The following is a 25,782-nucleotide window of genomic DNA, read 5'->3' on the forward strand; positions in this document are numbered from 1 at the left end:
AAGCAAAAAAGCGATACTAAAAGTAAGGCATTAACATTATGAAAAAAGTGACTGCCATGCTCTTCACCATGGCCGTTGGGCTGAATGTTGTCTCGATGGCGGCAAAAGCGAAAGCGGCGGAAGAGCAGGAAACGGATGTACTGTTGATTGGCGGCGGCATCATGAGCGCCACGCTGGGAACCTATTTACAGGAGCTGGAGCCGCAATGGTCAATGACCATGGTTGAGCGACTGGATGGTGTAGCACAGGAAAGCTCAAACGGCTGGAATAACGCCGGAACCGGCCACTCCGCACTGATGGAGCTGAACTACACGCCTAAAAAGGTCGACGGTAGCATCAGCATTGAAAAGGCAGTCGAAATTAACGAAGCCTTCCAGATTTCCCGCCAGTTTTGGGCCTATCAGGTCAATAATGGCGTAATGCATGAACCACGCTCGTTTATCACCACCGTTCCGCACATGAGTTTTGTCTGGGGTGACGAGAACGTGAACTTCCTGCGTGCCCGTTACACCGCACTGCAGCGGAGCACGCTGTTCCGTGGTATGCGCTATTCCGAAGACCACGCGCAGATTAAAGAGTGGGCGCCGCTGGTCATGGAAGGTCGCGATCCGCAGCAGAAAGTCGCAGCAACGCGTACCGAGATTGGTACTGACGTGAACTACGGCGAAATCACCCGCCAACTGATTACCTCATTGCAGAAAAAGCCCAACTTTGCGCTGCAGTTGAGCACCGAAGTGCGTGGCTTTAAGCGTAATGCCGACAATAGCTGGACTGTCACAGTCGCCGATCTGAAAAATAACGAAGCGGAACACGATATCAAGGCGAAGTTTGTCTTTATCGGTGCCGGTGGCGCTGCGCTGAAGCTGTTGCAGGAAACCGACATTCCGGAAGCGAAAGGCTATGCCGGATTCCCGGTTGGCGGGCAGTTCCTGGTTGCAGAAAATCCGGATGTGGTCAATCGCCACCTGGCGAAAGTGTACGGTCAGGCCTCCGTTGGCGCGCCGCCGATGTCTGTACCGCATATCGATACCCGTATCCTTGATGGCAAGCGCGTTGTGCTGTTTGGGCCATTCGCGACATTCTCCACCAAGTTCCTGAAGAATGGTTCATTGTGGGATCTGCTCAGCTCGACCACCACCTCGAATTTTATGCCGATGGTCAACGTGGGTCTGGATAACTTCGATCTGGTGAAATATCTGGTGAGCCAGGTGATGCTCAGCGACGACGACCGTTTTGCTGCGCTGCAAGAGTACTATCCACAGGCGAAAAAAGAAGACTGGCGTTTATGGCAGGCGGGCCAGCGTGTGCAGATCATCAAAAGCGATGCGGAGAAGGGCGGCGTGTTGCGTCTGGGTACTGAGGTCGTCAGCGATAAAGAAGGCACGATTGCTGCGCTGCTGGGAGCTTCTCCGGGCGCATCAACCGCGGCACCGATCATGCTACATCTGATGGAAAAAGTGTTTAAAGATAAAGTAGCCAGCCCCGAGTGGCAGGCGAAGCTGAAAACCATTATTCCGTCTTATGGTACTAAGCTGAACGGTAACGTTGAGGCTACGGAACAAGAGTTGCAGTACACCAGTGAGGTTCTGGGTCTGAAATATGACAAGCCGCAGGTTGCTGATGAAGCGCCGAAACCACAGCTGAAACCTCAGGCACAACCGCAGCCTGAACAGAAAGCCGTCGCGGATATCGCGCTGTAAAATAAAATGCCGGATGGCGCTGTGCTTATCCGGCATTGTTTATGCGTCTGTAGGCCGGATAAGGCGGTATGCCGCCATCCGGCACATTCTCACTTAGCGCGTGACTGCGTCCTGAATTTTGTCTTCCGCTTTCCAGATACGGTATTTAACGTCCACGTTTTCCGGGGTGTAGACCACAATCGGCAGCTTGCTGTTGTAACGCAACATGCCGTCATCACCCAGATGCGCAGTAATGAATTTCTTCTCTTTCTTACCGTCCGGGCAGGCCATCATGGTTGAAACCGGAGACGTAACTTTGTCAAAGACATAGTAGTCATATCCCCAACCTTCCAGCGTTTTGCTGTCCAGTTCTCCGCCCAGGCGGTGTTGGTTACAGTCAACTTCCAGCGTTTGTCCGATCAGCAGTTCTACTTTCAGAGTAGATTCATCTTTCTCAGGGGTAAGCTGGATAACCTGGCGCTTCATACCCTTTTCCGCCTTGGGATAAGGGGCGACTTTTTCCAGCGGCTGAGCGGCGGTTTCGTTACTGGCAGCCCATGCAGAGGTGCTGGCAAAGGCGGCGAAAAGTACGGCAGGGACAATTGTCTTCATCTTATTGTTCACAGTGTTTCCTTTCTTCTGTCTTATGAACGAGTCTGTAGCAGGTTAACATATTTGGATAATCTATTAATCTGGATTTACTTATATTTAAAGTGTATTAGGTAGAGTTTTGTTGCCATGGTAGCGATATATACTAGGAATTATCCTAATATTGAGATCTTTGTCTTTTTGAATAATTCGTTATATACATAGTTATATAACTCATTGAAATGTGAGCAAAAGCGCATTTTTTCCCGCCAACTCAACACTCCTTTGATCCGGCAACAGCATTTACCCCAATTGGGGTATGCACCTCTAACACATCCTGAAATATCTTACGGCTAAAAATAACTACTCATAAATAGTGCAGTTTTTTATGTCGTTCAACCCGCCGAGGGAGGGCGTCATTATGGAAGGACAATGTCATGGTTGATTTATCCCGTCGAGGTATGTTGACAGGCAGTTGGCGAAACGCCAGCGCAGGGATCCGTCCGCCGTGGAGCAAGGAAGACTCTCACTTTCTGGCCCATTGCCTCCGTTGTGACGCCTGCATCCAGGCGTGCGAAACCGACATCCTGCAGCGAGGCCAGGGTGGTTACCCGAGCGTAAATTTCAAACACGGCGAGTGCAGCTTTTGCTATGCCTGCGCAGAAGCCTGTCCCGAATCACTTTTTCTTCCGCGCCACACCAGGGCATGGGATCTGAATTTTACGATTGGGGAAAACTGTCTCGCACATCAGTCCGTTGAATGTCACCGCTGTCAGGATAGCTGTGAGCCCATGGCAATAACCTTTCGTCCCACGCTGTCCGGCATTTATCAGCCGCAGCTCGACAATCAGGACTGTGACGGATGTGGCGCCTGTGTCGCTATCTGCCCGGTATCAGCCATTAACGCGGAGTACAACCATGGACAATAACTGGCAGGTCTGCAGCCTGGTCGTTCAGGCCAAAAGCCAGCATATCAACGATATCGCCACGCAGTTGCGTTCCTTTCCCGGTTGCGAAGTTGCACTCAGCGATGTGGAAAGTGGTCAGTTGATTGTGGTGGTGGAAGCTGAGCAAAGTGAAACGCTAATGAAAACAATTGAGTCAGTACGCAACGTTGCGGGCGTACTGGCGGTGTCGCTGGTTTATCACCAGCAGGATGAGCAAGGTGAGGAAACACCATGAAACTCAGTCGTCGTAGCTTTATGAAAGCTAACGCCGTTGCGGCCGCTGCGGCGGCTGCCGGGTTAAGCGTGCCGGGCGTTGCCCGCGCGGTAGTCGGTCAGCAAGAAGCCATTAAATGGGACAAAGCCCCGTGCCGTTTTTGCGGGACGGGCTGTGGCGTATTGGTCGGAACGCAGCAAGGGCGTGTTGTGGCATGCCAGGGCGATCCGGATGCGCCGGTTAACCGTGGGCTCAACTGCATCAAAGGTTACTTCCTGCCGAAAATCATGTACGGAAAAGACCGTTTAACGCAGCCGATGCTGCGCATGAAAGACGGCAAGTATCACAAAGAAGGCGAGTTCACCCCGATTAGCTGGGACCAGGCCTTTGACGTGATGGAAGAGAAATTCAAAACGTCGATGAAAGAGAAAGGCCCTGAGTCTATCGGTATGTTCGGCTCTGGCCAGTGGACGATTTGGGAAGGTTATGCCGCTGCCAAATTGTTTAAAGCGGGTTTCCGTTCCAATAACATCGACCCGAACGCACGTCACTGCATGGCCTCAGCGGTAGTCGGCTTTATGCGTACCTTCGGTATGGATGAACCGATGGGCTGCTATGACGATATCGAACATGCGGATGCCTTCGTCTTGTGGGGCGCGAATATGGCAGAGATGCACCCGATCCTGTGGTCGCGCATCACCAACCGTCGTCTGTCCGATCCTAATGTTAACGTCGCGGTTCTTTCCACCTTCCAGCACCGCAGTTTTGAGCTGGCGGATAACGGTATGGTCTTCACGCCGCAAACCGATCTGGTGATCCTCAACTACATCGCGAACTACATTATTCAAAACAATGCGATTAACCAGGATTTCTTTAGCAAGCACGTTAACCTGCGTAAAGGCGTGACGGACATCGGCTACGGTCTGCGTCCAACCCATCCGCTGGAAAAAGCGGCGAAAAACCCGGGATCCGATGCTTCTGAACCGATGAGCTTTGAGGATTACAAAGCCTTCGTTGCTGAGTACACGCTGGATAAAACCGCCGAAATGACCGGTGTGCCGAAAGATCAGCTGGAACAGCTGGCGCAGCTGTATGCCGATCCGAAGAAAAAAGTCATCTCCTACTGGACGATGGGCTTTAACCAGCACACCCGCGGCGTGTGGGCCAACAACCTGGTCTATAACCTGCACTTGCTGACTGGCAAAATCTCCCAGCCAGGCTGCGGCCCGTTCTCTCTGACCGGCCAGCCTTCAGCCTGCGGCACCGCGCGTGAAGTCGGTACGTTCTCCCACCGTCTGCCTGCGGACATGGTGGTAACGAACGAAAAACACCGCGATATCTGTGAGAAGCACTGGAATATTCCGTCAGGGACCATTCCGGCAAAAGTTGGTCTGCACGCCGTGGCGCAAGACCGCGCGCTGAAAGATGGCAAGCTCAATGTCTACTGGGCGATGTGTACTAACAACATGCAGGCCGGTCCGAACATCAACGAAGAGCGTATGCCGGGCTGGCGCGATCCGCGCAACTTCATCATCGTCTCCGATCCGTACCCGACGATCAGCGCCCTGTCGGCTGACCTGATCCTGCCGACCGCGATGTGGGTAGAGAAAGAAGGCGCCTATGGTAACGCGGAACGCCGTACACAGTTCTGGCGTCAGCAAATTAAAGCGCCGGGCGAATCGAAATCGGATCTGTGGCAACTGGTGCAGTTCTCTCGTCGCTTCAAAACAGAAGAAGTATGGCCGGAAGACCTGCTGGCACAAAAACCGGAACTGCGCGGTAAAACGCTTTATGACGTGCTGTTTGCTACGCCAGCAGTAACGAAATTCCCAGTGACTGAACTGGCTGAAGATCAACTAAACGATGAATCCCGCGAGCTGGGCTTCTATCTGCAAAAAGGCTTGTTCGAAGAGTACGCATGGTTTGGCCGCGGTCACGGGCACGATCTTGCGCCATTTGACGATTACCACAAAGCGCGCGGTTTACGCTGGCCGGTCGTTGAGGGTAAAGAGACCCAGTGGCGCTACAGCGAAGGCAACGACCCTTACGTGAAAGCAGGTGAAAGCTACAAGTTCTACGGTAAACCGGACGGTAAAGCGGTTATCTTCGCGCTGCCATTTGAGCCTGCTGCTGAAGCGCCGGATAAAGAATATGACCTGTGGCTGTCTACCGGACGTGTGCTGGAACACTGGCATACCGGCAGTATGACGCGTCGTGTGCCTGAACTACACCGTGCATTCCCGGAAGCCGTGCTGTTTATCCACCCGCTGGATGCAAAAGCACGCGATCTGCGCCGTGGCGATAAGGTCAAAGTGATTTCCCGTCGTGGCGAAGTGATTTCGATTGTTGAAACACGCGGTCGTAACCGTCCGCCGCAGGGGCTGGTGTACATGCCGTTCTTCGATGCCGCACAGCTGGTGAATAACCTGACGCTGGATGCGACGGATCCGCTCTCCAAAGAGACGGATTTCAAGAAGTGCGCCGTGAAACTGGCGAAGGTGTAACGCGTTATGTCCCGGTCAGCAAAACCCCAAAATGGCCGCCGCCGCTTTCTGCGCGATATGGTTCGCGCAGCGGGCGGGCTGGCCGTCGTTGGCGTGGCGCTGGGGTTGCAACAACAAACCGCACGCGCAACCGGCGTGCGGTTGCGCCCGCCAGGTGCACTGAGCGAGGAGGCATTCGCCAGCGCCTGCGTACGTTGCGGTCAGTGCGTTCAGGCATGTCCCTATGACACGCTGAAGCTGGCAACGCTGGCCTCCGGGCTGGCGGCCGGTACGCCATATTTTGTCGCCCGTGATATTCCCTGCGAAATGTGTGAGGACATTCCGTGTGCCAAAGTCTGCCCGAGCGGCGCGTTGGACAGGGAAATTGAATCCATTGACGATTCGCGTATGGGGCTGGCGGTACTGCTGGATCACGAAAACTGCCTCAACTATCAGGGATTGCGCTGCGACGTTTGCTATCGCGAGTGCCCGAAAATTGATGAGGCGATCACCCTGGAGCTGGACCGCAATATGCGTACCGGCAAGCATGCGCGGTTTATTCCGACCGTGCACAGCGATGCCTGTACCGGCTGTGGGAAATGCGAAAAAGTCTGCGTACTGGAACAGCCAGCAATAAAAGTGCTGCCGCTGTCGCTGGCGAAAGGGGAGTTAGGACACCATTACCGCTTCGGTTGGCTGGAGGGGAACAATGGCAAATCGTAAACGTGATGCCGGGCGTGAAGCGCAGGCAAAAAAAGGATGGTGGAAGAGTCATCGCTGGCTGCTGCTGCGTCGTTTGAGTCAGTTTCTGATACTGGCGATGTTCCTCAGCGGCCCGTGGCTTGGCGTGTGGATCCTGCATGGCAACTACAGTAGCAGCCTGTTGCTGGACGCTATCCCGTTCACCGATCCGCTGATTACTCTGCAAAGCCTGGCCAGCGGGCATCTGCCGGCGACGGTGGCGTTAACGGGAGCAGCTATCATCACGGTGCTGTATGCCCTGGCCGGTAAGCGACTGTTTTGCAGTTGGGTTTGTCCCATGAACCCGGTTACCGATTTAGCCAGTTGGTTGCGCAGAAGGTTTGACCTGAATCAGTCCGCAACCCTGCCGCGCCATATACGGTACGTCCTGCTGGTGGTTATCCTGGTCGGTTCCGCCCTGACCGGTACGCTGTTGTGGGAGTGGATAAATCCAGTCTCTCTGCTTGGACGGAGCCTGGTAATGGGATTCGGTAGCGGAGCGCTGCTGATCCTCGCGCTGTTTTTATTTGATTTACTGGTCGTTGAGCATGGCTGGTGCGGGCATCTTTGCCCACTGGGTGCGCTGTATAGCGTGGTGGGAAGCAAAGGGGCATTAACCGTTTCGGCAAAAGAACGTAACAGATGTAACCGCTGTATGGATTGTTTTCATGTTTGCCCGGAACCGCATGTGCTACGTGCGCCGGTGCTGGATGAGCAAAGTCCAGTGCAGGTAACCAGCCGCGATTGCATGGCCTGCGGTCGCTGCGTGGATGTCTGTTCTGAGGATGTTTTTACAATAACAACACGATGGAGTTCGGGAGCGAAATCATGAAAAGCCATGACCTGATTAAGACGCTGTGTCAATGGACGGCCCTGCTTGCCCTGGTCGTCAGTGGGGCCGTTTGGGCTGCAAATGGAGTGGATCTGAGCCAGTCACCGGAAGTCTCAGGAACACAGGAAGGGGCGATTCGCATGCCGAAAGAGCAAGAGCGCATGCCGCTGAACTATGTGAATCAGCCGCCGATGGTTCCGCATAGCGTTGAAGGGTATCAGGTGACGACTAACACTAACCGCTGCCTGCAATGCCACGGTGTGGAAAGCTATCGCACTACCGGTGCGCCGCGCATCAGTCCGACGCACTTTATGGACAGCGACGGCAAGGTATTGGCTGAAGTTGCGCCGCGTCGTTATTTCTGCCTGCAATGTCACGTTCCGCAGGCTGACGCCGCGCCGATTGTTGAAAATACCTTCACCCCCTCGAAAGGTTACGGGAAATAAGAGGTCATTATGGAAAATTCTAACCGTAAACCAGGCTGGATTAAGCGCGTCTGGCAATGGTGGCGTCGCCCCAGCCGTCTGGCGCTCGGCACGCTGTTGTTAATCGGCTTTGTGGGCGGCATTATTTTCTGGGGCGGCTTTAATACCGGTATGGAAAAGGCCAATACAGAAGAGTTCTGCATTAGCTGTCACGAAATGCGCAATACGGTATACCAGGAATACATGGAAACCGTACACTACAACAACCGCAGTGGTGTGCGAGCGACTTGCCCTGATTGCCACGTCCCGCATGAGTGGGGCCCGAAAATGATTCGTAAGATCAAGGCCAGTAAAGAGCTGTACGCGAAAGCACTGGGGCTGATAGATACACCGCAGAAATTTGAAGACCATCGTCTGACGATGGCGCAAAATGAGTGGCGGCGTATGAAAGATAATAATTCGCAAGAGTGCCGAAACTGTCACAACTTCGAGTTTATGGATTTAACCGCCCAGAAAGGCGTTGCGGCCAAAATGCACGACCAGGCCGTGAAAGACGGGCAAACCTGTATTGACTGTCATAAAGGGATAGCGCACAAACTGCCTGATATGCGCGAAGTCAAACCGGGCTTTTAACAGGATGTAGATAACCAGGTATGCTTGAAGCCAGAGAATTACTTTGCGAGCGAGATGACAGAATACTGTTCAGCAATCTGTCATTTCGCGTCAACGCAGGGGAATGGGTACAAATTACCGGCAGCAACGGCGCAGGGAAAACTACTCTGCTGCGGTTGCTTACCGGGCTGGCGCGTCCCGATGCAGGGGAGGTTTGCTGGCAAGAGCAGCCGCTGCATCACGTGCGGGACAGCTACCATCAGCAACTGCTGTGGATCGGACATCAGCCGGGGATAAAAACCCGGCTTTCGGCGTTGGAGAACCTGCGTTTCTTCCATCATGACGGCGACATTGCACAGTGTCTGGCTGCGCTGGCACAGGCGGGACTTGCCGGATATGAAGATATTCCGGTGAACCAGCTCTCCGCCGGACAACAGCGGCGCGTAGCGCTGGCCCGTTTGTGGCTGACCCGCGCCCGGCTATGGATCCTCGATGAACCCTTTACCGCCATTGATGTGAACGGCGTTGAGCGACTGACTCAGCGTATGGCGCAGCATACGGAGCAGGGCGGTATTGTTATTCTCACCACCCACCAACCGCTCAATGTCGAAACCGATAAAGTGCGACGTATTGCGCTGACCAGCGAGAGGGCAACGCAATGATGTGGCGAATCTTCCGTTTAGAACTGCGAGTTGCGTTTCGTCATAGTGCGGAAATCGCCAATCCTTTATGGTTCTTCCTGATTGTTATTACGCTGTTCCCCCTAAGCATTGGGCCGGAGCCGCAGCTACTGGCGCGCATTGCGCCGGGCATCATTTGGGTTGCGGCGCTGCTGGCGTCATTGCTGGCGCTGGAACGCCTGTTTCGTGATGATCTGCAGGACGGCAGCCTTGAGCAACTGATGCTGCTGCCGTTACCGCTACCGGCCGTGGTGCTGGCGAAAGTGATGGCGCACTGGGTCGTGACCGGCCTGCCGCTGTTGATTCTCTCGCCGCTAGTGGCGCTGCTGCTGGGCATGGATATGTACGGCTGGAAAATTATGGCGCTGACGTTGTTACTCGGAACGCCGACGCTGAGCTTCCTCGGTGCGCCGGGTGTGGGGTTGACGGTGGGCTTAAAGCGCGGCGGCGTGTTGTTAAGCGTGCTGGTGCTCCCGCTCACCATACCCTTACTGATTTTTGCAACCGCCGCGATGGATGCGGCTTCTATGCACTTACCGGTTGAAGGGTACATGGCAATTCTGGGCGCGTTGCTGGTCGGCAGCGCCACGTTAAGCCCGTTTGCCACAGCTGCGGCGTTACGGATAAGCGTGCAGTAACGAGAATTAGATGTGTAGGCCGGGCAAGGCGCTCTGGCACAACGGATTTTAATTTATGGAGTCTGGTGACTGAACTATGTGGAAAACACTTCATCAATTGGCGATGCCCCCTCGGCTCTATCAGATCTGTGGCTGGTTTATCCCGTGGCTGGCGATTGCCAGCGCGGTGGTACTGATAACGGGATGGGTCTGGGGCTTTGGTTTTGCGCCTGCGGACTATCAGCAGGGGCAGAGCTATCGCATTATTTATCTGCACGTTCCGGCGGCAATCTGGTCGATGGGCATTTATGCCTCGATGGCCGTTGCCGCGTTTATCGGCCTGGTCTGGCAGATGAAAATGGCCAATCTGGCGCTGGCTGCGATGGCGCCGATTGGTGCAGTGTTTACCTTTATTGCGCTGGTGACCGGCTCCGCATGGGGCAAACCGATGTGGGGAACCTGGTGGGTCTGGGATGCCCGACTCACCTCTGAACTGGTGCTGCTGTTTCTCTACGTGGGCGCCATTGCGCTGTGGCATGCCTTTGACGACCGCCGTCTGGCAGGTCGTGCCGCCGGTATTCTGGTGCTGATTGGCGTGGTCAACTTACCGATTATCCACTATTCGGTTGAGTGGTGGAATACGCTGCATCAGGGTTCTACCCGCATGCAGCAAAGCATCGATCCGGCGATGCGTACGCCGCTGCGTCTGGCGATCGTCGGCTACCTGTTACTGTTTGTCACGCTGGCGCTGATGCGCATGCGTAACCTGATTTTGATGATGGAAAAACGCCGCCCGTGGGTGAGCGAACTGATCTTAAAAAGAGGCCGCCAATGACCCCTGCATTTGCATCATGGAGTGATTTTTTCGCGATGGGCGGCTACGCCTTGTATGTCTGGCTTGCCGTAGCGATGAGCGTTATCCCGCTGGTGGTGCTGGTACTGCATTCCGCGTTACAACATCGCGCAATTTTACGCGGTGTGGCGCAGCAGCGGGCGAGAGAAGCGCGTATGCGTGCGGCGCAAGTGCAACGGGAGGCGGCGTGAATATTCGACGTAAAAATCGGTTATGGATAGCCTGTGCGGTACTGGCGGGTCTGGCATTGACCATTACGCTGGTGCTTTATGCGCTGCGTTCTAATATTGACCTGTTCTATACGCCGGGAGAGATACTCTACGGTAAGCGCGAAACGCAGCAGATGCCCGAAGTCGGTCAGCGCCTGCGCGTGGGCGGAATGGTGATGCCCGGTAGCGTAAAGCGCGATCCGCAGTCGTTGAAGGTGAATTTCAGTATCTATGACGCCGAAGGTGTGGTGGATGTCACCTACGAAGGCATTCTGCCGGATCTGTTCCGCGAAGGGCAGGGTGTCGTTGTTCAGGGCGAACTGGACGAAGGAAATCATGTGCAGGCCAAAGAGGTTCTTGCCAAACATGATGAGAATTACACCCCGCCGGAAGTCGAAAAAGCGATGCAGGAAAACCATCGTCGCCCGGAAAGTGTTTATAAGGATAAAACGTCATGATGCCTGAAATTGGCAATGCGCTGTTGTGCCTTGCGCTCGGCGTGGCGTTACTACTGTCGGTCTATCCGCTGTGGGGCGTAGCGCGCGGCGACGTGCGAATGATGGCCTCCGCGCGGCCTTTTGCCTGGGTTCTGTTTATCTGCGTGATGGGGGCGTTCCTGATTCTGGTCAACGCCTTCGTGGTTAATGACTTTACCGTCACCTACGTTGCCAGCAACTCCAATACCCAGCTTCCGGTCTGGTATCGGGTGGCAGCAACCTGGGGTGCCCATGAAGGCTCTCTGCTGCTATGGGTTTTGCTGATGAGCGGCTGGACGTTCGCCGTTGCGGCATTCAGCCAGCGTATGCCGCTGGACATCGTTGCCCGCGTGCTGGCGGTAATGGGGATGGTAAGCGTTGGCTTTCTGCTGTTTATTCTGTTTACCTCCAATCCGTTTGCCCGTACGTTGCCCAACTTCCCTATTGAAGGGCGCGACCTGAACCCGCTATTGCAGGATCCGGGACTGATTTTCCATCCGCCGTTACTGTACATGGGGTATGTCGGCTTCTCCGTGGCCTTTGCGTTTGCGATTGCCGCGCTGATGAGCGGACGACTGGACAGTACCTTCGCCCGTTTTTCGCGTCCGTGGACGCTGGCGGCGTGGGTGTTCCTGACGCTGGGTATTGTGCTCGGTTCGGCCTGGGCCTATTACGAGCTGGGCTGGGGCGGTTGGTGGTTCTGGGATCCGGTTGAGAACGCCTCGTTTATGCCATGGCTGGTGGGAACGGCGCTGATGCACTCGCTGTCGGTAACCGAACAGCGTGCCAGCTTTAAAGCCTGGACGCTGCTGCTGTCAATCTGCGCATTCTCGCTGTGCCTATTGGGTACTTTCCTGGTACGCTCCGGCGTGCTGGTATCGGTGCATGCCTTCGCCTCCGATCCGTCGCGCGGGATGTTTATTCTGGCCTTTATGGTATTGGTGATTGGCGGCTCCCTGCTGCTGTTTGCGGTGCGCGGTCACAAGGTCCGCTCACGGGTGAACAACGCGCTGTGGTCGCGTGAATCTCTGCTGTTGGGCAACAACGTTCTGCTGATTGCCGCCATGCTGGTGGTGCTCTTGGGCACGCTGCTGCCGCTGGTGCACAAACAGCTGGGTCTGGGCAGTATTTCGATTGGTGAACCGTTCTTCAACACCATGTTTACCTGGCTGATGGCGCCGTTCGCGCTGTTGCTGGGAATTGGGCCATTAGTGCGCTGGGGCCGTGACCGACCGCGTAAACTGAAAACGTTACTGATTATCGCGTTTGTCACCACGCTTGTTCTGTCGCTGCTGCTGCCGTGGTTGTTTGAGGATCGAGTTGCCGCTATGACGGTGGTAGGGCTGGCGATGGCATGCTGGATATTCGTGCTGGCGATGTCCGAAGCATTCCTGCGTGTTTCCCGCGGAACGAAATTAACACCAAGCTATTGGGGCATGGTGTCGGGCCACGTTGGGCTGGCGATAACTATTGTCGGTATTGCCTTTAGCCAGAACTACAGCGTTGAACGCGATGTGCGCATGAAAGCAGGTGATAGCGTCAGTATCCATAACTATCAGTTCACGTTCCGCGAAGTGAAAGATATTACCGGACCTAACTACCGCGGTGGTGTCGCCATTATTGGCGTTACCCGAGATGGTAAACCGGAAGCCACGCTGCATGCGGAAAAACGCTTCTATAACAGCACCAGTTCGATGATGACCGAAGCGGCAATTGACGGCGGGCTCACGCGCGATCTGTACGCCGCGCTGGGTGAAGAACTGGATAACGGCGCATGGGCTGTGCGTCTGTACTACAAACCGTTTATTCGCTGGATTTGGGCCGGAGGATTGCTGATGGCGCTGGGCGGATTGTTCTGCCTGTTTGATCCACGCTATCGTCAGCGCACGCGTCCTCGCGCCGCGGTGCAAAAAAATGCGTCGGAGGCTGTATGAAGCGCAACGCACTGTTAATTCCGTTTATTATTTTTCTGATCATTGCAGCGGCGCTGCTGTGGCAGCTGGCGCGTAACGCTCAGGGAGACGATCCCACGAATCTGGAATCGGCGCTGATCGGCAAACCCGTTCCGACATTTCGCCTGGAGTCGCTGGAGAATCCGGGTCAGCATTATCAGGCCGATGTGCTGACCCAGGGCAAACCGGTACTGCTGAACGTCTGGGCGACCTGGTGCCCGACCTGTCGCGCCGAACATCAGTATCTGAACCAGCTATCTGCACAAGGCGTGCGGGTGGTGGGTCTGAACTATAAAGACGATCGTCAGAAAGCCATTGTCTGGCTGAAAGAGCTGGGCAATCCTTACTCATTAAGCCTGTTTGACGGCGACGGTATGCTCGGTCTGGATCTTGGCGTGTACGGCGCGCCGGAAACGTTCCTGATCGACGGTAAAGGTATTATTCGCTATCGCCATGCCGGTGATTTGAATGCCAGGGTGTGGGAGAGCGAGATCAAACCGTTGTGGGATAAGTACAGTAAGGAGGCTGCGCAATGAGATTTTTACTGGGCCTGCTGATGCTGGTTATCTCGGGATCTGCGCTGGCGACCATCGATGTGATGCAGTTTAAGGATGAAGCGCAGGAGCAGCAGTTCCGTCAGCTTACCGAACAGCTGCGCTGTCCTAAATGTCAGAACAACAGTATCGCCGATTCTAACTCGATGATTGCCACCGACCTGCGCCAGAAAGTGTACGAACTGATGCAGGAAGGGAAAAGCCAGAAAGAAATTGTCGATTATATGGTGGCGCGCTACGGCAACTTTGTCACCTACGATCCGCCGTTGACGCCGCTTACTGTGCTTTTGTGGGTGATGCCGGTGGTAGCGATTGGTTTGGGCGGCTGGATTATTTTTGCCCGTACTCGCCGACGCGTCCGGGTGAAGCTTGAAGAGTTTCCTGACGACGTTATCCCGGATGGCAAGCGCGGTGGATTTGGGTTGTTTGTGCCCGGCATCGTGGTGGCGCTGATCGTTGGCGCGGTGAGCTATTATGAAACCGGCAGCTATAAGCAGGTTCAGGTCTGGCAGCAGGCCACCGCTCAGGCTCCGGCGCTGCTGGAACGCGCGTTGGATCCGAAAGCTGACCCGCTCAATGAAGAAGATATGACACGTCTGGCGCTGGGGCTGCGCACGCGTTTACAAGCCGATCCTACAAACGTTGAAGGTTGGATCATGCTTGGGCGTATTGGCATGGTACTCGGTAACGCCAGTACGGCCACTGAAGCCTATGCCAATGCCTATCGACTGGATCCTAAAAACAGCGATGCGGCGCTGGGTTATGCGGAAGCACTGACCCGTTCATCCGATCCTGACGATAATCGCAGGGGAGGGGAGCTGTTACGCCAGCTGGTGCGCGGTGAACATGCCAACGTGCGGGTTCTCAGCATGTACGCGTTTAACGCTTTTGAACAGCAGCGCTTTGGTGAGGCGGTTGCGGCATGGGAGATGATGCTGAAATTATTACCGGCCAATGATACCCGTCGGGCGGTGATAGAACGCAGCATTAAGCAGGCGATGGAGCAGCTAACGCCGCAGGAGAAGTAAGAGTCCAGATTGCCCGAAGGCATGCTGCTTTCGGGCCTGTGCGTGCTTTGTAGGCCGGATAAGACGCTGTTGCGTCGCCATCCGGCATCTCATTGATTACTGCATGCCGCGTGTTTGCAAAAACAGGATGGTGGCAGCAACGCGAGAACGCACGTTGAGTTTGCGCAGCAGGTTACGAATATGCACCTTCACCGTCTGTTCGGAAATATTCAGTACCGACGCAATCTGTTTATTCGACAGCCCCTGAGCCAGCTCGTGTAACACATCCAGCTCGCGTTCGGTGAGAATGCTGAATGGATCTTCCTGCGCACCAAACAGGTCACGTTCGCGCAGATATTCGCTAACACGAGCGCTAAACGCTTTACCACCTTTTGCGCCGTTACGAATGGCTTCCAGCAAGACTTCGGGATCGCTATCTTTCAGTAAATAACCATCCGCGCCGGCATCAATTAAGGCGTACACATCGCTGGCGGCATCCGATACGGTAAGAATAATAATTTGCGCGGTGACGCCGTCCCGACGCAGCGCATTCAGGGTGTCCAGCCCGCTCATACCTTTCATATTGAGATCCAGCAGGATCACATCAAGGTCCAGACGGTTTGCCAGATCGATAGCACTTGCGCCGTCGCCTGCTTCAGCGACTACGTCAAATGCGGGATCCAGTTGCAATAATTGACTAATTCCCCGCCGCATGAGTGGGTGGTCGTCGACAATCAGCACCCGAAAAGGCGTTACTTCAGGCATACTATTCTCCTGAGCTTTTATTAGTATCATTATTGTTTTCAGCGCATCAATCGTCCAGATTCATCGCGCTGATGAGAGGATGAATTTTACCCCAATTTGTGCATGGGTAAGTAGTAAAACCTGTGCTGAAGGCTGCTGTAAAACTCAGGAATGCGGAATCGCAGACATAAAAAAACCAACCACAAGGGTTGGTTTTTTTGGGGATTTTTGGTCGGCACGAGAGGATTTGAACCTCCGACCCCCGACACCCCATGACGGTGCGCTACCAGGCTGCGCTACGTGCCGACGCTATGGCTGCTAATACTACTGCTTTCCGCTACGAATGCAAGAGGATGCCTCACTAACTGATTTATAATTAATCAGTTAGCAATAAATCGTTTCTCATCCGTCAGAACCTGTAGCAGCAGGCTGAGCTGCGGTTTCTGATCTTTTATTTTCTCGCCACGTAAATCATAGGTCTGATAATTTCCGTTGTTGTTCAGCACCAGCGTCATCTCTGGCGTAGTCACTGCCATCGTGCTGCCGTCGGCGGCGGTCACCCAGTAATGGCGACGTGTAGCATTGAACAAATCCTGCCCCTGCGAGTATTCGTTAGCCGGCGTGCTGACATGCAGCAGGCGCTGCATCAGCGTCGTCATCAGGTCTGTATGATCGGTCAGGCTATTGATACGCTGGGCAGGTGTTCCCGGCCAGTGAATCACCAGAGGAACCTGCAGATGACCGCGCGACCAGGCAAAGTTGTTCTCTTCCTGAGTCAGCGGCACACCGCGACCCGCGGTAATAATCACCACCGTGTTGTCCAGTTTACCCGAGTCGCGCAGGGCGCTAAGAACACGGTTAATATTGGCATCCACATCCTGAGCGGCGCTGGCGTAGCGTTTGGCAAAGTTCTTCTGGTTACTGTCATCAAGGTTTGTCCCGTTAAAGGAGACCCAGGAGAACCAGCGATTATCTTCCTGCGCGTAGCGTCCCAGCCAGTTAATCCATTGGCTTGCGGTTTGTTCGTCTGATTGCGTTTGCACGCTCGGCATGGAGAAATCTGACAGTAGCGCCTGACGATAAAGCGGACTGGTAAAGCCATCCGAGGAGAATAGCCCTAACTGATAACCCTGCTGGTTCAGTGCAGAGATCAGCGCCGCAGGCGTTCGGGTCGACAAAATACCGTCCATGTAGCTTGGCGATACACCATAGAACAGGCCAAAGATCCCGTTATCCGTGGTGTTGCCTGAGCTCATGTGACGCGTAAAGGAGATATTCTGCCCGGCAAACTCAGCCAGCGCAGGCATCTGTTTTTCAAAGCGTGAGTAGTTCAGGCCGTCTACGGTGATCAGCAGAACGTTCTGGCCAGTCCCCATATCGCGATAGTGCAGTTCGCTGAGCGGGTACTGCACGGAAACCGCTTCCGGATTGCCCTGTTCGATCAGGCGACGCTGATACTCTTGCGCATCCAGCAGGCCATGTTTTTCCAGAAACTTACGCGCCGTCATCGGGTAAGAGAGTGGCAGGTTTGCGCGCTGCATGGTAATCGGGCGATAGAAATTGGCATCTGCCCAGATATACACCACATGCGAGGCGATAAAAGAAACGAAGAAGAATGCCGCTAACGGTTTGGCGAAATGGCGACGACGCGTCAGGCTGCGCAGCTTTTGCCAGCTCCAGGTCGCAAACAACATTTCTATTAACAGGATAACCGGCACGCTGATAAACAACAGTTGCCAGTCACGCGCCGCTTCATTCTGGTCAGGGTTAATGACCAGTTCCCAGACGATCGGGTTGAGGTGCAGGTGGAAGCGAGTGAAAACTTCGCTGTCGATTAACAACAGCGTCATGCCAGCCGTCGCCAGAATAGCTGATAAGAATCTCATCAGCCTCTGGGACATGACGATAAACGTCAGGGGAAACAGGATTAGCAGATAGGTGGCAAACACCAGAAAGCTAAAATGCCCGACAACGCTCAGGTAGGAATATACACGACCTGCAAGGGTTGTCGGCCAGTCGGCGACAAACAGGTAACGGCTACCGAGAACCATGGCCAACAGAATGTTGAACAAGGCAAACCAGTGCCCCCAGCTAACCATCTGGGAGACTTTCTCACGGTAGCGCTGACGATGAGTTACCATAAACTGTTGTTCGTTTCCCCGGAGCAGGCTCTTAATGCGCTTGGTCGTCGTTTACCGAAGACTGCAATGCGCGGGCAAAAGAGTTGGCAATCGCCTGGCGCTGGGCCGGTGCGATGCTTGTATTGATAAGGTTAGTCACCATGTTTCCCAGAACCATCAGGGAAAGGTCGGTCGGCGCCTTATGTTTTTCCAGTACGTTGAGCATCTCATTCAGCAGTTGTTCAACGTGTTCGTCACTATAGCGGGAAATTTGTGGCATAAATCGAAATCAGTCTGTTCATGAAAGGGCAACATATTACCGTACGGACAGTTTTTTTTCTGCTTTTTTATCTTCTATTGCGTCACTGCCCGGCAGGTGGTTGAATACCGCCCGGTCTAAAAGGAGAGTTTATCATGAGTCTGGATATCAACCAGATTGCCCTGCACCAGCTTATCAAACGTGACGAGCAGAACCTTGAGCTGGTCTTGCGCGATTCATTACTGGAACCGACAGCGACGGTTGTCGATATGATGGCTGAGTTGCATCGGGTGTATAGCGCCAAGAATAAAGCCTATGGCCTGTTTAGCGAAGAGAGTGAACTGGCGCAAACGCTGCGTTTACAGCGTCAGGGCGAAGAGGATTTTCTGGCATTTAGTCGTGCCGCGACCGGACGCTTGCGGGACGAGCTGGCGAAATATCCTTTTGCCGACGGCGGTATTGTCCTGTTCTGCCATTACCGCTATCTGGCGGTAGAGTATCTGCTGGTCGCCGTGCTGAACAATTTAAGCAGCATGCGCGTCAATGAAAATCTGGATATCAATCCGACGCACTATCTGGATATCAATCATGCGGACATCGTGGCGCGTATTGATTTAACCGAGTGGGAAACCAATCCGGAGTCCACGCGCTATCTGACGTTCCTGAAAGGGCGGGTCGGGCGTAAAGTCGCCGATTTCTTTATGGATTTCCTCGGTGCCAGCGAAGGTCTGAACGCCAAAGCGCAAAACCGTGGCCTGCTGCAGGCGGTCGATGACTTTACTGCCGAGGCGCAACTCGATAAAGCCGAACGCCAGAACGTGCGTCAGCAGGTGTACAGCTACTGTAACGAGCAGCTGCAGGCTGGTGAAGAGATCGAACTGGAGTCGCTGTCTAAAGAGCTTTCCGGCGTCAGTGAAGTCAGCTTCAGCGAATTTACCGCTGATAAAGGCTACGAGCTGGAAGAGAGCTTCCCTGCGGATCGCAGCACGCTGCGTCAGTTAACCAAATTTGCCGGCAGCGGCGGTGGGTTAACCATTAACTTCGACGCTATGTTACTGGGTGAACGTATTTTCTGGGATCCGGCGACGGACACCTTGACCATCAAAGGTACGCCGCCGAACCTGCGCGACCAGCTGCAGCGCCGCACGTCTGGCGGGAAATAAAACCGTGTGCCGGGTGAGAGCGTTAACGCCTTATCCGGTCGACGAGAACCATCAGTATCGATGACAAAATCCCATAAAAAAACCCCGCCTTGGCGGGGTTTTTCTTCAACTTGTTTGCGATTACGCGCGAACGAAGTCGATGTGGGACAGCTTCGGCTTGAACGGGTGACGCTGTACAGCCTGAGCTTTAACTTTAACTTCTTTACCGTCAACAACGATGGTCAGAACTTCGCTGTAGAATTCAGCTTTAGCTTGCATGTTCATAACTGCATCGTGATCCAGTTCGATAGCAATCGGGGCTTCTGCGCCACCGTAGATGATTGCCGGGAACTTGTTAGCGGCACGCAGGCGGCGGCTCGCACCCTTACCCTGCTCTTTACGTACTTCAGCGTTGATAGTAAACATTTAAATCTCTCTTTAATAATTCCTGCTACAGGCGACCCAGCAACAGGTAAGTGATCTGCTTTGCGTATGCAAAAGCGGGCGAGATTCTATACTCAAACGGCTGGTACATCAATCAAAAGTACGATTAACCGCGTAATTCATGTGCCCGACGAAAGCGACCTTCATAATCGAAGACCTTTTCACGGACCTGCCAGTACTGACCTTTCATACGCGCCACCACGAAATCAGGATGCCGTAACAACGCCTGCTGATTGAGGATATCGGCGGCGGTTATCCAGCGTAAGGGTATACCGGGTGTTCGGGTGTGCGGGCGAATAAACAGTTGTTCGAAGGCCGTACGCTGCGCGGGAGTGTGCAGGCGAAAGCGTTCGCTGACGTCAGCGCCGTCTTCATCGTAATAGGTGATTTTCAGCCATTCGCCTTTATCATCCTGCCCGTTTTGTAACACCATACCGCTACAGCGCAGGACCAGCGCATCTTTGAGCCTGAGCGCGGCTTTCAGCATGTCATCCGGGTCAACCAGCACCGTGTCGCACTCGCGACAACGGCGGGCGGCGATGTCATTTTCCGCGTTGCACTGTGGGCAGTTTTTAAAACGGAAACGAAAATCGCACTGTTCGCGATGGCCGTCATCATCTTCAAACCATCCCTGGCAGCGGCGGCCAAAATGTTCAATCAGCGTGCCGTCTGCCGTGGTTTTGCCCCAGAAGGTGTTTGCAAATCCGCAGGCAGGACAGAACACCTGTACCGGAACGTTGTCGCTTTTCCCTTTCGGAGCACCCACTTCCGGTGCGTACAGATCGTGCGGGTTGCCGGCGTAATCGAGGATCAGACAGTCGGTTTTACCCGGTGCAAGGCGCAACCCACGACCAACAATTTGTTGGTAAAGGCTAACTGACTCTGTTGGGCGCAGAATGGCGATAAGGTCGACGTGCGGTGCATCGAAGCCGGTGGTCAGGACCGATACATTCACCAGATAGCGAAAACGCTGGGCTTTGAACTCTTCAATCAGCACGTCGCGCTCAGCGCCTGGCGTATCTCCAGTGATTAGCGCGGCGTCGTCAGCGGGCAGCAGGCCCTGAATTTCTTTGGCGTGCTCAACGGTGGCGGCGAAAATCATCACCCCTTTGCGGGTTTGGGCAAACTCGATAATCTGGCTGATGATATGTGGCGTTATTCGCTGCTGCTTTTTCAGCTCCTGATTCAGATCTGCTTCGCTAAACAGGCCGTTACTCTGCGCCTGCAGGCGACTAAAGTCATACTGCACGACCGGCATGTCGAGGCGTTCTGGCGGCGTCAGGTAGCCGTGTTTAATCATGTAGCGCAGCGGTAATTCATAAATGCAGTCGCGAAACAGCGCTTTTTCATCGCCGCGCACCATACCATGATAATGAAAATGATAAATCCAGCCCTTGCCCAAACGAAAAGGCGTGGCGGTAAGCCCGAGCAGACGTAAGTGGGGATTTACTTTAGTCAGGTGAGTGAGGATTTGCTGATACTGACTCTCTTCATCATCGCCAATACGGTGGCATTCATCGACGATCAGCAGTGAGAATTCACCCTGAAAGGCCTCCAGATTACGCGCTACCGACTGCACGCTGCCAAAGACTACTTTCCCGTGGCTCTCTTTACGCTTCAGGCCTGCGGCAAAAATATCGGCTTCAAGCCCCAGCGCACAATATTTGGCATGGTTTTGTGCGACCAGTTCTTTGACGTGCGCCAGTACCAGTACGCGACCACGTGCCACGCGGGCCAGTTCAGCAATCACCAGACTTTTGCCCGCGCCGGTTGGCAGGACGATAACCGCCGGGGTGCGGTGGTGGCGAAAATGGTTGAGCGTGGCGTCCACGGCTTCTTTTTGGTACGGGCGAAGAGTAAAAATCATGAGCTCATTAAGGTAAACAGCAACAATGTATAGTATGCCATGAATCATTTCCCTTGAGGGATGGTGTAACACCGCTATACTGGGCGGATAATAGTCCCACTTTTCGGGCGTAAACCCGCTTCTCGTATTTTTACAGGCAAAAATCACACTCATGCGACTTGATAAATTTATCGCTCAGCAACTCGGCGTCAGCCGCGCTATTGCCGGGCGTGAGATCCGTGCTAACCGCGTTACCGTCGACGGTGAAATCGTTAAAAACAGTGCCTTTAAGCTGTTACCAGAACACGACGTCGAATATGACGGTAATTCCCTGGTTCAACAAAATGGCCCGCGCTATTTTATGCTGAATAAGCCTCAGGGTTATGTTTGCTCAACGGATGACCCGGATCATCCGACGGTGCTCTATTTCCTTGATGAACCGGTTGCCTACAAACTGCATGCGGCAGGGCGTCTGGATATCGACACCACCGGACTGGTACTGATGACCGATGACGGACAGTGGTCGCATCGTATCACTTCTCCTCGTCACCATTGTGAGAAAACCTATCTGGTGACGCTGGAGTCGCCAGTGGCAGACGATACCGCCGAGCAGTTTGCCCATGGCGTACAGTTGCATAATGAAAAAGACCTGACCAAACCGGCTGTTCTGGAGGTCATTACGCCAACTCAGGTGCGATTGACCATCAGCGAAGGGCGCTATCATCAGGTAAAACGTATGTTTGCCGCGGTGGGTAACCACGTTGTGGAACTGCACCGTGAACGAATTGGTGACATCAGGCTTGATGACGATCTGGAGCCGGGTGAATACCGTCCATTGACCGAAGAAGAAATCGCCAGCGTTAACTTAACCCCGCGTTAATTTCAGGAGCTAAATGTGACCACCCGGCAGAACTCGTCAATTGCCATAGTCTTTATCCTTGGCTTGTTAGCCATGCTGATGCCGTTGTCGATTGATATGTATCTTCCGGCGCTACCTGTTATCTCAGAACAGTTTGGTGTGCCTGCGGGTAGCGCGCAGATGACCCTCAGTACCTATATTCTGGGGTTTGCAGTGGGGCAGTTGCTCTATGGCCCAATGGCTGACAGCATTGGACGCAAGCCGGTGATTCTGGGCGGAACGCTGGTGTTTGCGGCGGCGGCAGTGGCCTGCGCCCTGGCGCAAACTATTGATCAACTGATCGTGATGCGTTTCTTCCACGGTCTGGCTGCCGCGGCGGCGAGCGTGGTTATCAACGCCCTGATGCGCGATATCTATCCGAAGGAAGAGTTCTCACGCATGATGTCATTCGTCATGCTGGTCACGACAATTGCGCCCTTGTTGGCACCTATCGTGGGTGGTTGGGTGCTGGTATGGCTTAGCTGGCACTATATCTTTTGGATCCTCGCCATGGCGGCTGTTCTGGCGTCGGTGATGATCTTTACGCTGATCAAAGAGACCCTGCCTGTAGAGCGTCGCCAGCCGTTTCGCCTGCGTACCACTATTGGCAACTTTGCCTCGCTGTTTCGTCATAAACGAGTGCTGAGCTATATGCTGGCCAGTGGGTTCAGCTTTGCCGGGATGTTCTCGTTTCTGAGCGCCGGACCCTTTGTTTACATTGAGATCAACCACGTTTCACCGCAGCATTTCGGTTATTACTTCGCACTGAACATCGTATTCCTGTTCGTGATGACTATCATCAACAGTCGCTTTGTGCGTCGGGTTGGGGCATTGAATATGTTCCGTACCGGTCTGTGGATCCAGTTCGTGATGGCGGGATGGATGGTCTTTAGCGCACTGTTTGGGCTGGGGTTCTGGGCTCTGGTCGTTGGCGTTGCGGCGTTTGTTGGCTGTGTATCGATGGTGTCATCAAACGCCATGGCGGTTATTCTGGATGAATTTCCGCATATGGCGGGAACGGCGTCATCGCTGGCTGGGACATTCCGCTTTGGTATTGGCGCCATTGTCGGGGCCCTGTTGTCTCTGGCGACCTTTAACTCGGCCTGGCCAATGATATGGTCGATCGCATTTTGCGCTACCTGCTCAATTCTCTTCTATCTTTACGCCAGTCGCGCTCAAAAACGGTGATCTATTACACAACCTGGGGGCCATAAGGTCTCCAGAGTTGATGTACATCAACCGCAAATCTATCATTTCCCCCGCTTATGTTTATTTTATGTAAAATCAATTTATGTAAAAAGTCACATCATTGTAGTTAAAAAGGTTGAGTTAGATCGCAGAAACGAGTACATATAGCCCGGAAATATGCCAGAACCGTTGAATAAATTTAATTACTGGGTTCTGTAAGCAGCATAAGTACTGGATGTAAACGTTTACCAACTGTTTAAAGACGTATTGTCAATGATGTGTTAATATTGATGTAAAATAATTGTGAAGTGATTGTGCTTCCAGGGAAAGAAAGTGATGACATTACAACTCTCAATCGTTCATCGTCTGCCGCAGAGCTATCGTTGGTCGGTGGGTTTCGCAGGTTCGAAAGTTGAACCGATTCCGCAAAACGGTCAGAGTAATGAGAACAGCCTGGTGGCACTCAAATTGCTCAGTCCTGATGGTGACAGCGCGTGGTCAGTCATGCATAAGCTCAGCCAGGCCCTCAGTGATATCGAGGTTCCTTGTTCCGTACTGGAATGTGAAGGGGAGCCGTGCCTGTTTGTGAATCGCCAGGACGAATTTGCCGCGACCTGCAGACTGAAAAACTTCGGCGTGGCTATCGCAGAACCGTTTTCAAACAACAATCCTTTTTGAGCGTCAGCTTAGCGCGAGCAGCTGACGTGTATAGGCCTGCTGTGGTGCGTTAAAGACGTGCTCGCATTGCCCTTGCTCCACGACCTCTCCCTGACGTAGCACAATAACCTGATGGCATAACGCGCGTACTACGTGCAAATCATGGCTGATAAAAATATAAGCCAGCCGATGCTTTTCCTGTAAGGATTTTAACAACGTCAGGATTTGCGCCTGTACGGTCCTGTCGAGCGACGATGTTGGTTCATCCAGAATGATCAGGGAAGGTTTGAGAATCAATGCTCTCGCAATAGCAATGCGTTGGCGTTGCCCACCAGAAAACTCCGCAGGATAACGATGTCGCGTTTCGCTATCCAATCCCACTTCCGCCATTACCGCTTTCACCTGTGCCTCGCGTTGTTCGGCTGACAGGGTAGGCTGATGAACGCGCAACCCCTCCTCGATAATCTGTAGCACGCTCAGGCGTGGGTTCAGCGAGGAGTTGGGATCCTGAAATACCACCTGAATACGGTGACGGACCGGCAACAGCTGGCGTCGATTTAAGGTATGCAGTGCCAACCCATCGAACACAATGCTTCCCTGCGAGGTGATTAACCGCAGAAGCGCCAGTCCGGTAGTGCTTTTTCCGGAGCCTGACTCTCCCACCAGCCCCAGCGTTTCACCGGGCCGGAGGGAAAAACTGACGTCGTTAACGACGACGTTGTGGTCCACCACGCGTTTCAGGATACCTTTGCGGATAGGAAAGGCGACGCGGAGTTTTTCCACTTCCAGCAACGGAGCTTGCCCGACAGGCAAAGGTACCGGGTCGCCGGAAGGTTCGCTGTTTAACAATTTCTTCGTGTAGGGATGCGTTGGCGCAGTGAGCAACTGTGCTGCTCTATTTTGCTCAACGCACTGGCCGTTTTGCATGACCGCCACGGTATCGGCCAGTTTTTTCACAATACTCAGGTTGTGGGTGATGAACAGTAATCCCATGTTCAGCTCGCGCTGTAGTTCCCTCAGCAATTGCAGGATCTGTGCCTGAACGGAAACGTCCAGCGCGGTAGTCGGTTCATCAGCAATAAGCAGCTCAGGTCGTGTCAGCAGTGCCATGGCGATCATCACACGCTGGCGTTCACCGCCGGACAGTTGGTGTGGGTAATCTGCGAGACGTTTGGCTGCCTGACGGATGCCAACGCGATCCAGGCAGGTCAGGATTTCTGCCCGCGCCGCTTCCCGACGCATTCCCCTATGCAGCGACAGCACTTCATAAAGCTGTTTTTCCAGATTGTGGAGCGGGTTCAGTGACACCATCGGCTCCTGGAAAATCATGGCGATTTTATTCCCCCGTACGCCGCGAAGCGTCTGCTCGTTGGCGTGAAGTAATGATTCACCATGAAAACGGATGTCCCCGGAAGGGTAAACTACCGGAGGGGACGGTAACAACCGTAGGATAGAAAGCGCGGTCACGCTTTTCCCCGAGCCAGACTCGCCCACCAGCGCCAGCGTTTGTCCGGCATCAACCCGTAGTGAGAGGGCATTGACTACGGTGCGCACGGTCTCTTGTTGACGAAAACCTACCGATAAATTCTCAATGGCTAACAGAGGTTGTGTCATT

The 25,782-nt window shown here is 53.8% G+C and carries 27 protein-coding genes and 1 tRNA gene; 20 read left to right on the top strand and 8 right to left on the bottom strand.

Translation table 11 applies throughout. The features are described from left to right. Nucleotides 1-38 precede the first annotated feature (38 nt). On the top strand, nt 39-1,700 hold the full coding sequence (mqo, locus tag OGY09_RS16215) for a malate dehydrogenase (quinone) (protein ID WP_150388457.1): 1,662 nt from the start codon (nt 39-41) through the stop codon (nt 1,698-1,700). A gap of 93 nt (nt 1,701-1,793) precedes the next feature. Here mqo and eco read toward each other — a convergent pair whose 3' ends face one another. Further along, a complete protein-coding gene (gene eco, locus OGY09_RS16220) occupies nt 1,794-2,291 on the bottom strand; it encodes a serine protease inhibitor ecotin (protein ID WP_032941984.1) in 498 nt (165 codons plus the stop codon). A 413-nt stretch (nt 2,292-2,704) separates the two neighbouring features. Here eco and napF point away from each other — a divergent pair, with 413 nt between their 5' ends. From napF to OGY09_RS16295, 15 genes are all read left to right on the top strand, one after another. Continuing rightward, complete coding sequence (gene napF, locus OGY09_RS16225) at nt 2,705-3,196, top strand: ferredoxin-type protein NapF (RefSeq protein WP_032944033.1); 492 nt, start codon at nt 2,705-2,707, stop codon at nt 3,194-3,196. After that, complete coding sequence (gene napD / locus OGY09_RS16230; RefSeq protein ID WP_003027560.1) at nt 3,186-3,449, top strand: chaperone NapD; 264 nt, start codon at nt 3,186-3,188, stop codon at nt 3,447-3,449. The genes napF and napD overlap by 11 nt, the downstream gene beginning before the upstream one ends. Beyond that, nucleotides 3,446-5,932: a nitrate reductase catalytic subunit NapA gene (gene napA, locus OGY09_RS16235; RefSeq protein ID WP_032944032.1), complete on the top strand. Its 2,487-nt coding sequence runs from the start codon at nt 3,446-3,448 to the stop codon at nt 5,930-5,932. Before napD ends, napA begins: the two co-directional genes overlap by 4 nt. Before the next feature lie 6 nt (nt 5,933-5,938). Next, the gene (gene napG, locus OGY09_RS16240) at nt 5,939-6,634 is read left to right on the top strand and encodes a ferredoxin-type protein NapG (RefSeq protein WP_003834629.1); all 696 of its coding nucleotides are present in this window, start codon (nt 5,939-5,941) and stop codon (nt 6,632-6,634) included. After that, nucleotides 6,621-7,484: a quinol dehydrogenase ferredoxin subunit NapH gene (gene napH, locus OGY09_RS16245; RefSeq protein WP_003027552.1), complete on the top strand. Its 864-nt coding sequence runs from the start codon at nt 6,621-6,623 to the stop codon at nt 7,482-7,484. Before napG ends, napH begins: the two co-directional genes overlap by 14 nt. Next, on the top strand, nt 7,481-7,930 hold the full coding sequence (napB, locus tag OGY09_RS16250; RefSeq protein WP_003834627.1) for a nitrate reductase cytochrome c-type subunit: 450 nt from the start codon (nt 7,481-7,483) through the stop codon (nt 7,928-7,930). The genes napH and napB overlap by 4 nt, the downstream gene beginning before the upstream one ends. 9 nt (nt 7,931-7,939) lie before the next feature. Next, nucleotides 7,940-8,542, top strand: a complete 603-nt coding sequence (gene napC / locus OGY09_RS16255; RefSeq protein WP_003027548.1) for a cytochrome c-type protein NapC — start codon at nt 7,940-7,942, stop codon at nt 8,540-8,542. Between the two features lie 20 nt (nt 8,543-8,562). Beyond that, on the top strand, nt 8,563-9,183 hold the full coding sequence (ccmA, locus tag OGY09_RS16260; protein ID WP_008785298.1) for a cytochrome c biogenesis heme-transporting ATPase CcmA: 621 nt from the start codon (nt 8,563-8,565) through the stop codon (nt 9,181-9,183). Then, on the top strand, nt 9,180-9,839 hold the full coding sequence (ccmB, locus tag OGY09_RS16265; RefSeq protein WP_048234881.1) for a heme exporter protein CcmB: 660 nt from the start codon (nt 9,180-9,182) through the stop codon (nt 9,837-9,839). Before ccmA ends, ccmB begins: the two co-directional genes overlap by 4 nt. Nucleotides 9,840-9,915: 76 nt before the next feature. Continuing rightward, nucleotides 9,916-10,653, top strand: a complete 738-nt coding sequence (locus OGY09_RS16270) for a heme ABC transporter permease (protein WP_003027538.1) — start codon at nt 9,916-9,918, stop codon at nt 10,651-10,653. After that, nucleotides 10,650-10,862, top strand: a complete 213-nt coding sequence (gene ccmD / locus OGY09_RS16275) for a heme exporter protein CcmD (protein ID WP_020996676.1) — start codon at nt 10,650-10,652, stop codon at nt 10,860-10,862. The genes OGY09_RS16270 and ccmD overlap by 4 nt, the downstream gene beginning before the upstream one ends. Continuing rightward, nucleotides 10,859-11,338: a cytochrome c maturation protein CcmE gene (gene ccmE, locus OGY09_RS16280; protein ID WP_003834619.1), complete on the top strand. Its 480-nt coding sequence runs from the start codon at nt 10,859-10,861 to the stop codon at nt 11,336-11,338. The genes ccmD and ccmE overlap by 4 nt, the downstream gene beginning before the upstream one ends. Next, nucleotides 11,335-13,290 (top strand): heme lyase CcmF/NrfE family subunit, encoded by a 1,956-nt coding sequence (locus tag OGY09_RS16285; protein WP_032944029.1) that lies wholly within the window; start codon nt 11,335-11,337, stop codon nt 13,288-13,290. Before ccmE ends, OGY09_RS16285 begins: the two co-directional genes overlap by 4 nt. Then, entirely contained in the window at nt 13,287-13,844 is a 558-nt protein-coding gene (gene dsbE / locus OGY09_RS16290) for a thiol:disulfide interchange protein DsbE (RefSeq protein WP_003834613.1), read from the top strand. Before OGY09_RS16285 ends, dsbE begins: the two co-directional genes overlap by 4 nt. After that, nucleotides 13,841-14,890, top strand: a complete 1,050-nt coding sequence (locus tag OGY09_RS16295; RefSeq protein WP_032944027.1) for a cytochrome c-type biogenesis protein CcmH — start codon at nt 13,841-13,843, stop codon at nt 14,888-14,890. The genes dsbE and OGY09_RS16295 overlap by 4 nt, the downstream gene beginning before the upstream one ends. Before the next feature lie 96 nt (nt 14,891-14,986). Here the strand turns inward: OGY09_RS16295 and narP are convergent, their stop codons facing one another. The 4 genes from narP to OGY09_RS16315 form a co-directional block, all read right to left on the bottom strand. After that, nucleotides 14,987-15,634 carry a nitrate/nitrite response regulator protein NarP gene (gene narP, locus OGY09_RS16300; RefSeq protein WP_003834605.1) on the bottom strand — a complete coding sequence of 216 codons (648 nt, stop codon included), beginning with the start codon at nt 15,632-15,634 and terminating at the stop codon, nt 14,987-14,989. 208 nt (nt 15,635-15,842) lie between these two features. Next, a tRNA-Pro gene (locus OGY09_RS16305) sits at nt 15,843-15,919 on the bottom strand. Between the two features lie 74 nt (nt 15,920-15,993). Continuing rightward, nucleotides 15,994-17,754, bottom strand: a complete 1,761-nt coding sequence (yejM, locus tag OGY09_RS16310; RefSeq protein WP_003834595.1) for an LPS biosynthesis-modulating metalloenzyme YejM — start codon at nt 17,752-17,754, stop codon at nt 15,994-15,996. A gap of 31 nt (nt 17,755-17,785) precedes the next feature. Beyond that, complete coding sequence (locus tag OGY09_RS16315; RefSeq protein ID WP_003027506.1) at nt 17,786-18,013, bottom strand: YejL family protein; 228 nt, start codon at nt 18,011-18,013, stop codon at nt 17,786-17,788. Nucleotides 18,014-18,147: 134 nt separating this feature from the next. Here OGY09_RS16315 and yejK point away from each other — a divergent pair, with 134 nt between their 5' ends. Continuing rightward, a complete protein-coding gene (gene yejK, locus OGY09_RS16320) occupies nt 18,148-19,155 on the top strand; it encodes a nucleoid-associated protein YejK (protein ID WP_003027504.1) in 1,008 nt (335 codons plus the stop codon). A gap of 120 nt (nt 19,156-19,275) precedes the next feature. Here yejK and rplY read toward each other — a convergent pair whose 3' ends face one another. Both rplY and radD read right to left on the bottom strand, forming a co-directional pair. Then, a complete protein-coding gene (gene rplY / locus OGY09_RS16325) occupies nt 19,276-19,560 on the bottom strand; it encodes a 50S ribosomal protein L25 (protein WP_003027502.1) in 285 nt (94 codons plus the stop codon). 124 nt (nt 19,561-19,684) lie between these two features. Continuing rightward, nucleotides 19,685-21,445, bottom strand: a complete 1,761-nt coding sequence (radD, locus tag OGY09_RS16330) for a DNA repair helicase RadD (RefSeq protein ID WP_008785292.1) — start codon at nt 21,443-21,445, stop codon at nt 19,685-19,687. A gap of 151 nt (nt 21,446-21,596) precedes the next feature. On the opposite strand from radD, the gene rsuA reads away from it, so the two are divergent. From rsuA to OGY09_RS16345, 3 genes are all read left to right on the top strand, one after another. Next, on the top strand, nt 21,597-22,304 hold the full coding sequence (gene rsuA / locus OGY09_RS16335; RefSeq protein WP_008785291.1) for a 16S rRNA pseudouridine(516) synthase RsuA: 708 nt from the start codon (nt 21,597-21,599) through the stop codon (nt 22,302-22,304). A gap of 15 nt (nt 22,305-22,319) precedes the next feature. Beyond that, nucleotides 22,320-23,510 carry a Bcr/CflA family multidrug efflux MFS transporter gene (locus OGY09_RS16340; protein WP_003834584.1) on the top strand — a complete coding sequence of 397 codons (1,191 nt, stop codon included), beginning with the start codon at nt 22,320-22,322 and terminating at the stop codon, nt 23,508-23,510. Between the two features lie 333 nt (nt 23,511-23,843). Then, on the top strand, nt 23,844-24,188 hold the full coding sequence (locus OGY09_RS16345) for a YejG family protein (RefSeq protein WP_085951589.1): 345 nt from the start codon (nt 23,844-23,846) through the stop codon (nt 24,186-24,188). A gap of 3 nt (nt 24,189-24,191) precedes the next feature. Here OGY09_RS16345 and yejF read toward each other — a convergent pair whose 3' ends face one another. Further along, nucleotides 24,192-25,781 (bottom strand): microcin C ABC transporter ATP-binding protein YejF, encoded by a 1,590-nt coding sequence (yejF, locus tag OGY09_RS16350; RefSeq protein WP_032944026.1) that lies wholly within the window; start codon nt 25,779-25,781, stop codon nt 24,192-24,194. Nucleotide 25,782 lies beyond the last annotated feature (1 nt).

The organism is Citrobacter sp. Cpo071 (genome assembly GCF_030332765.1).
GTDB classification, from domain to species: domain Bacteria; phylum Pseudomonadota; class Gammaproteobacteria; order Enterobacterales; family Enterobacteriaceae; genus Citrobacter; species Citrobacter portucalensis.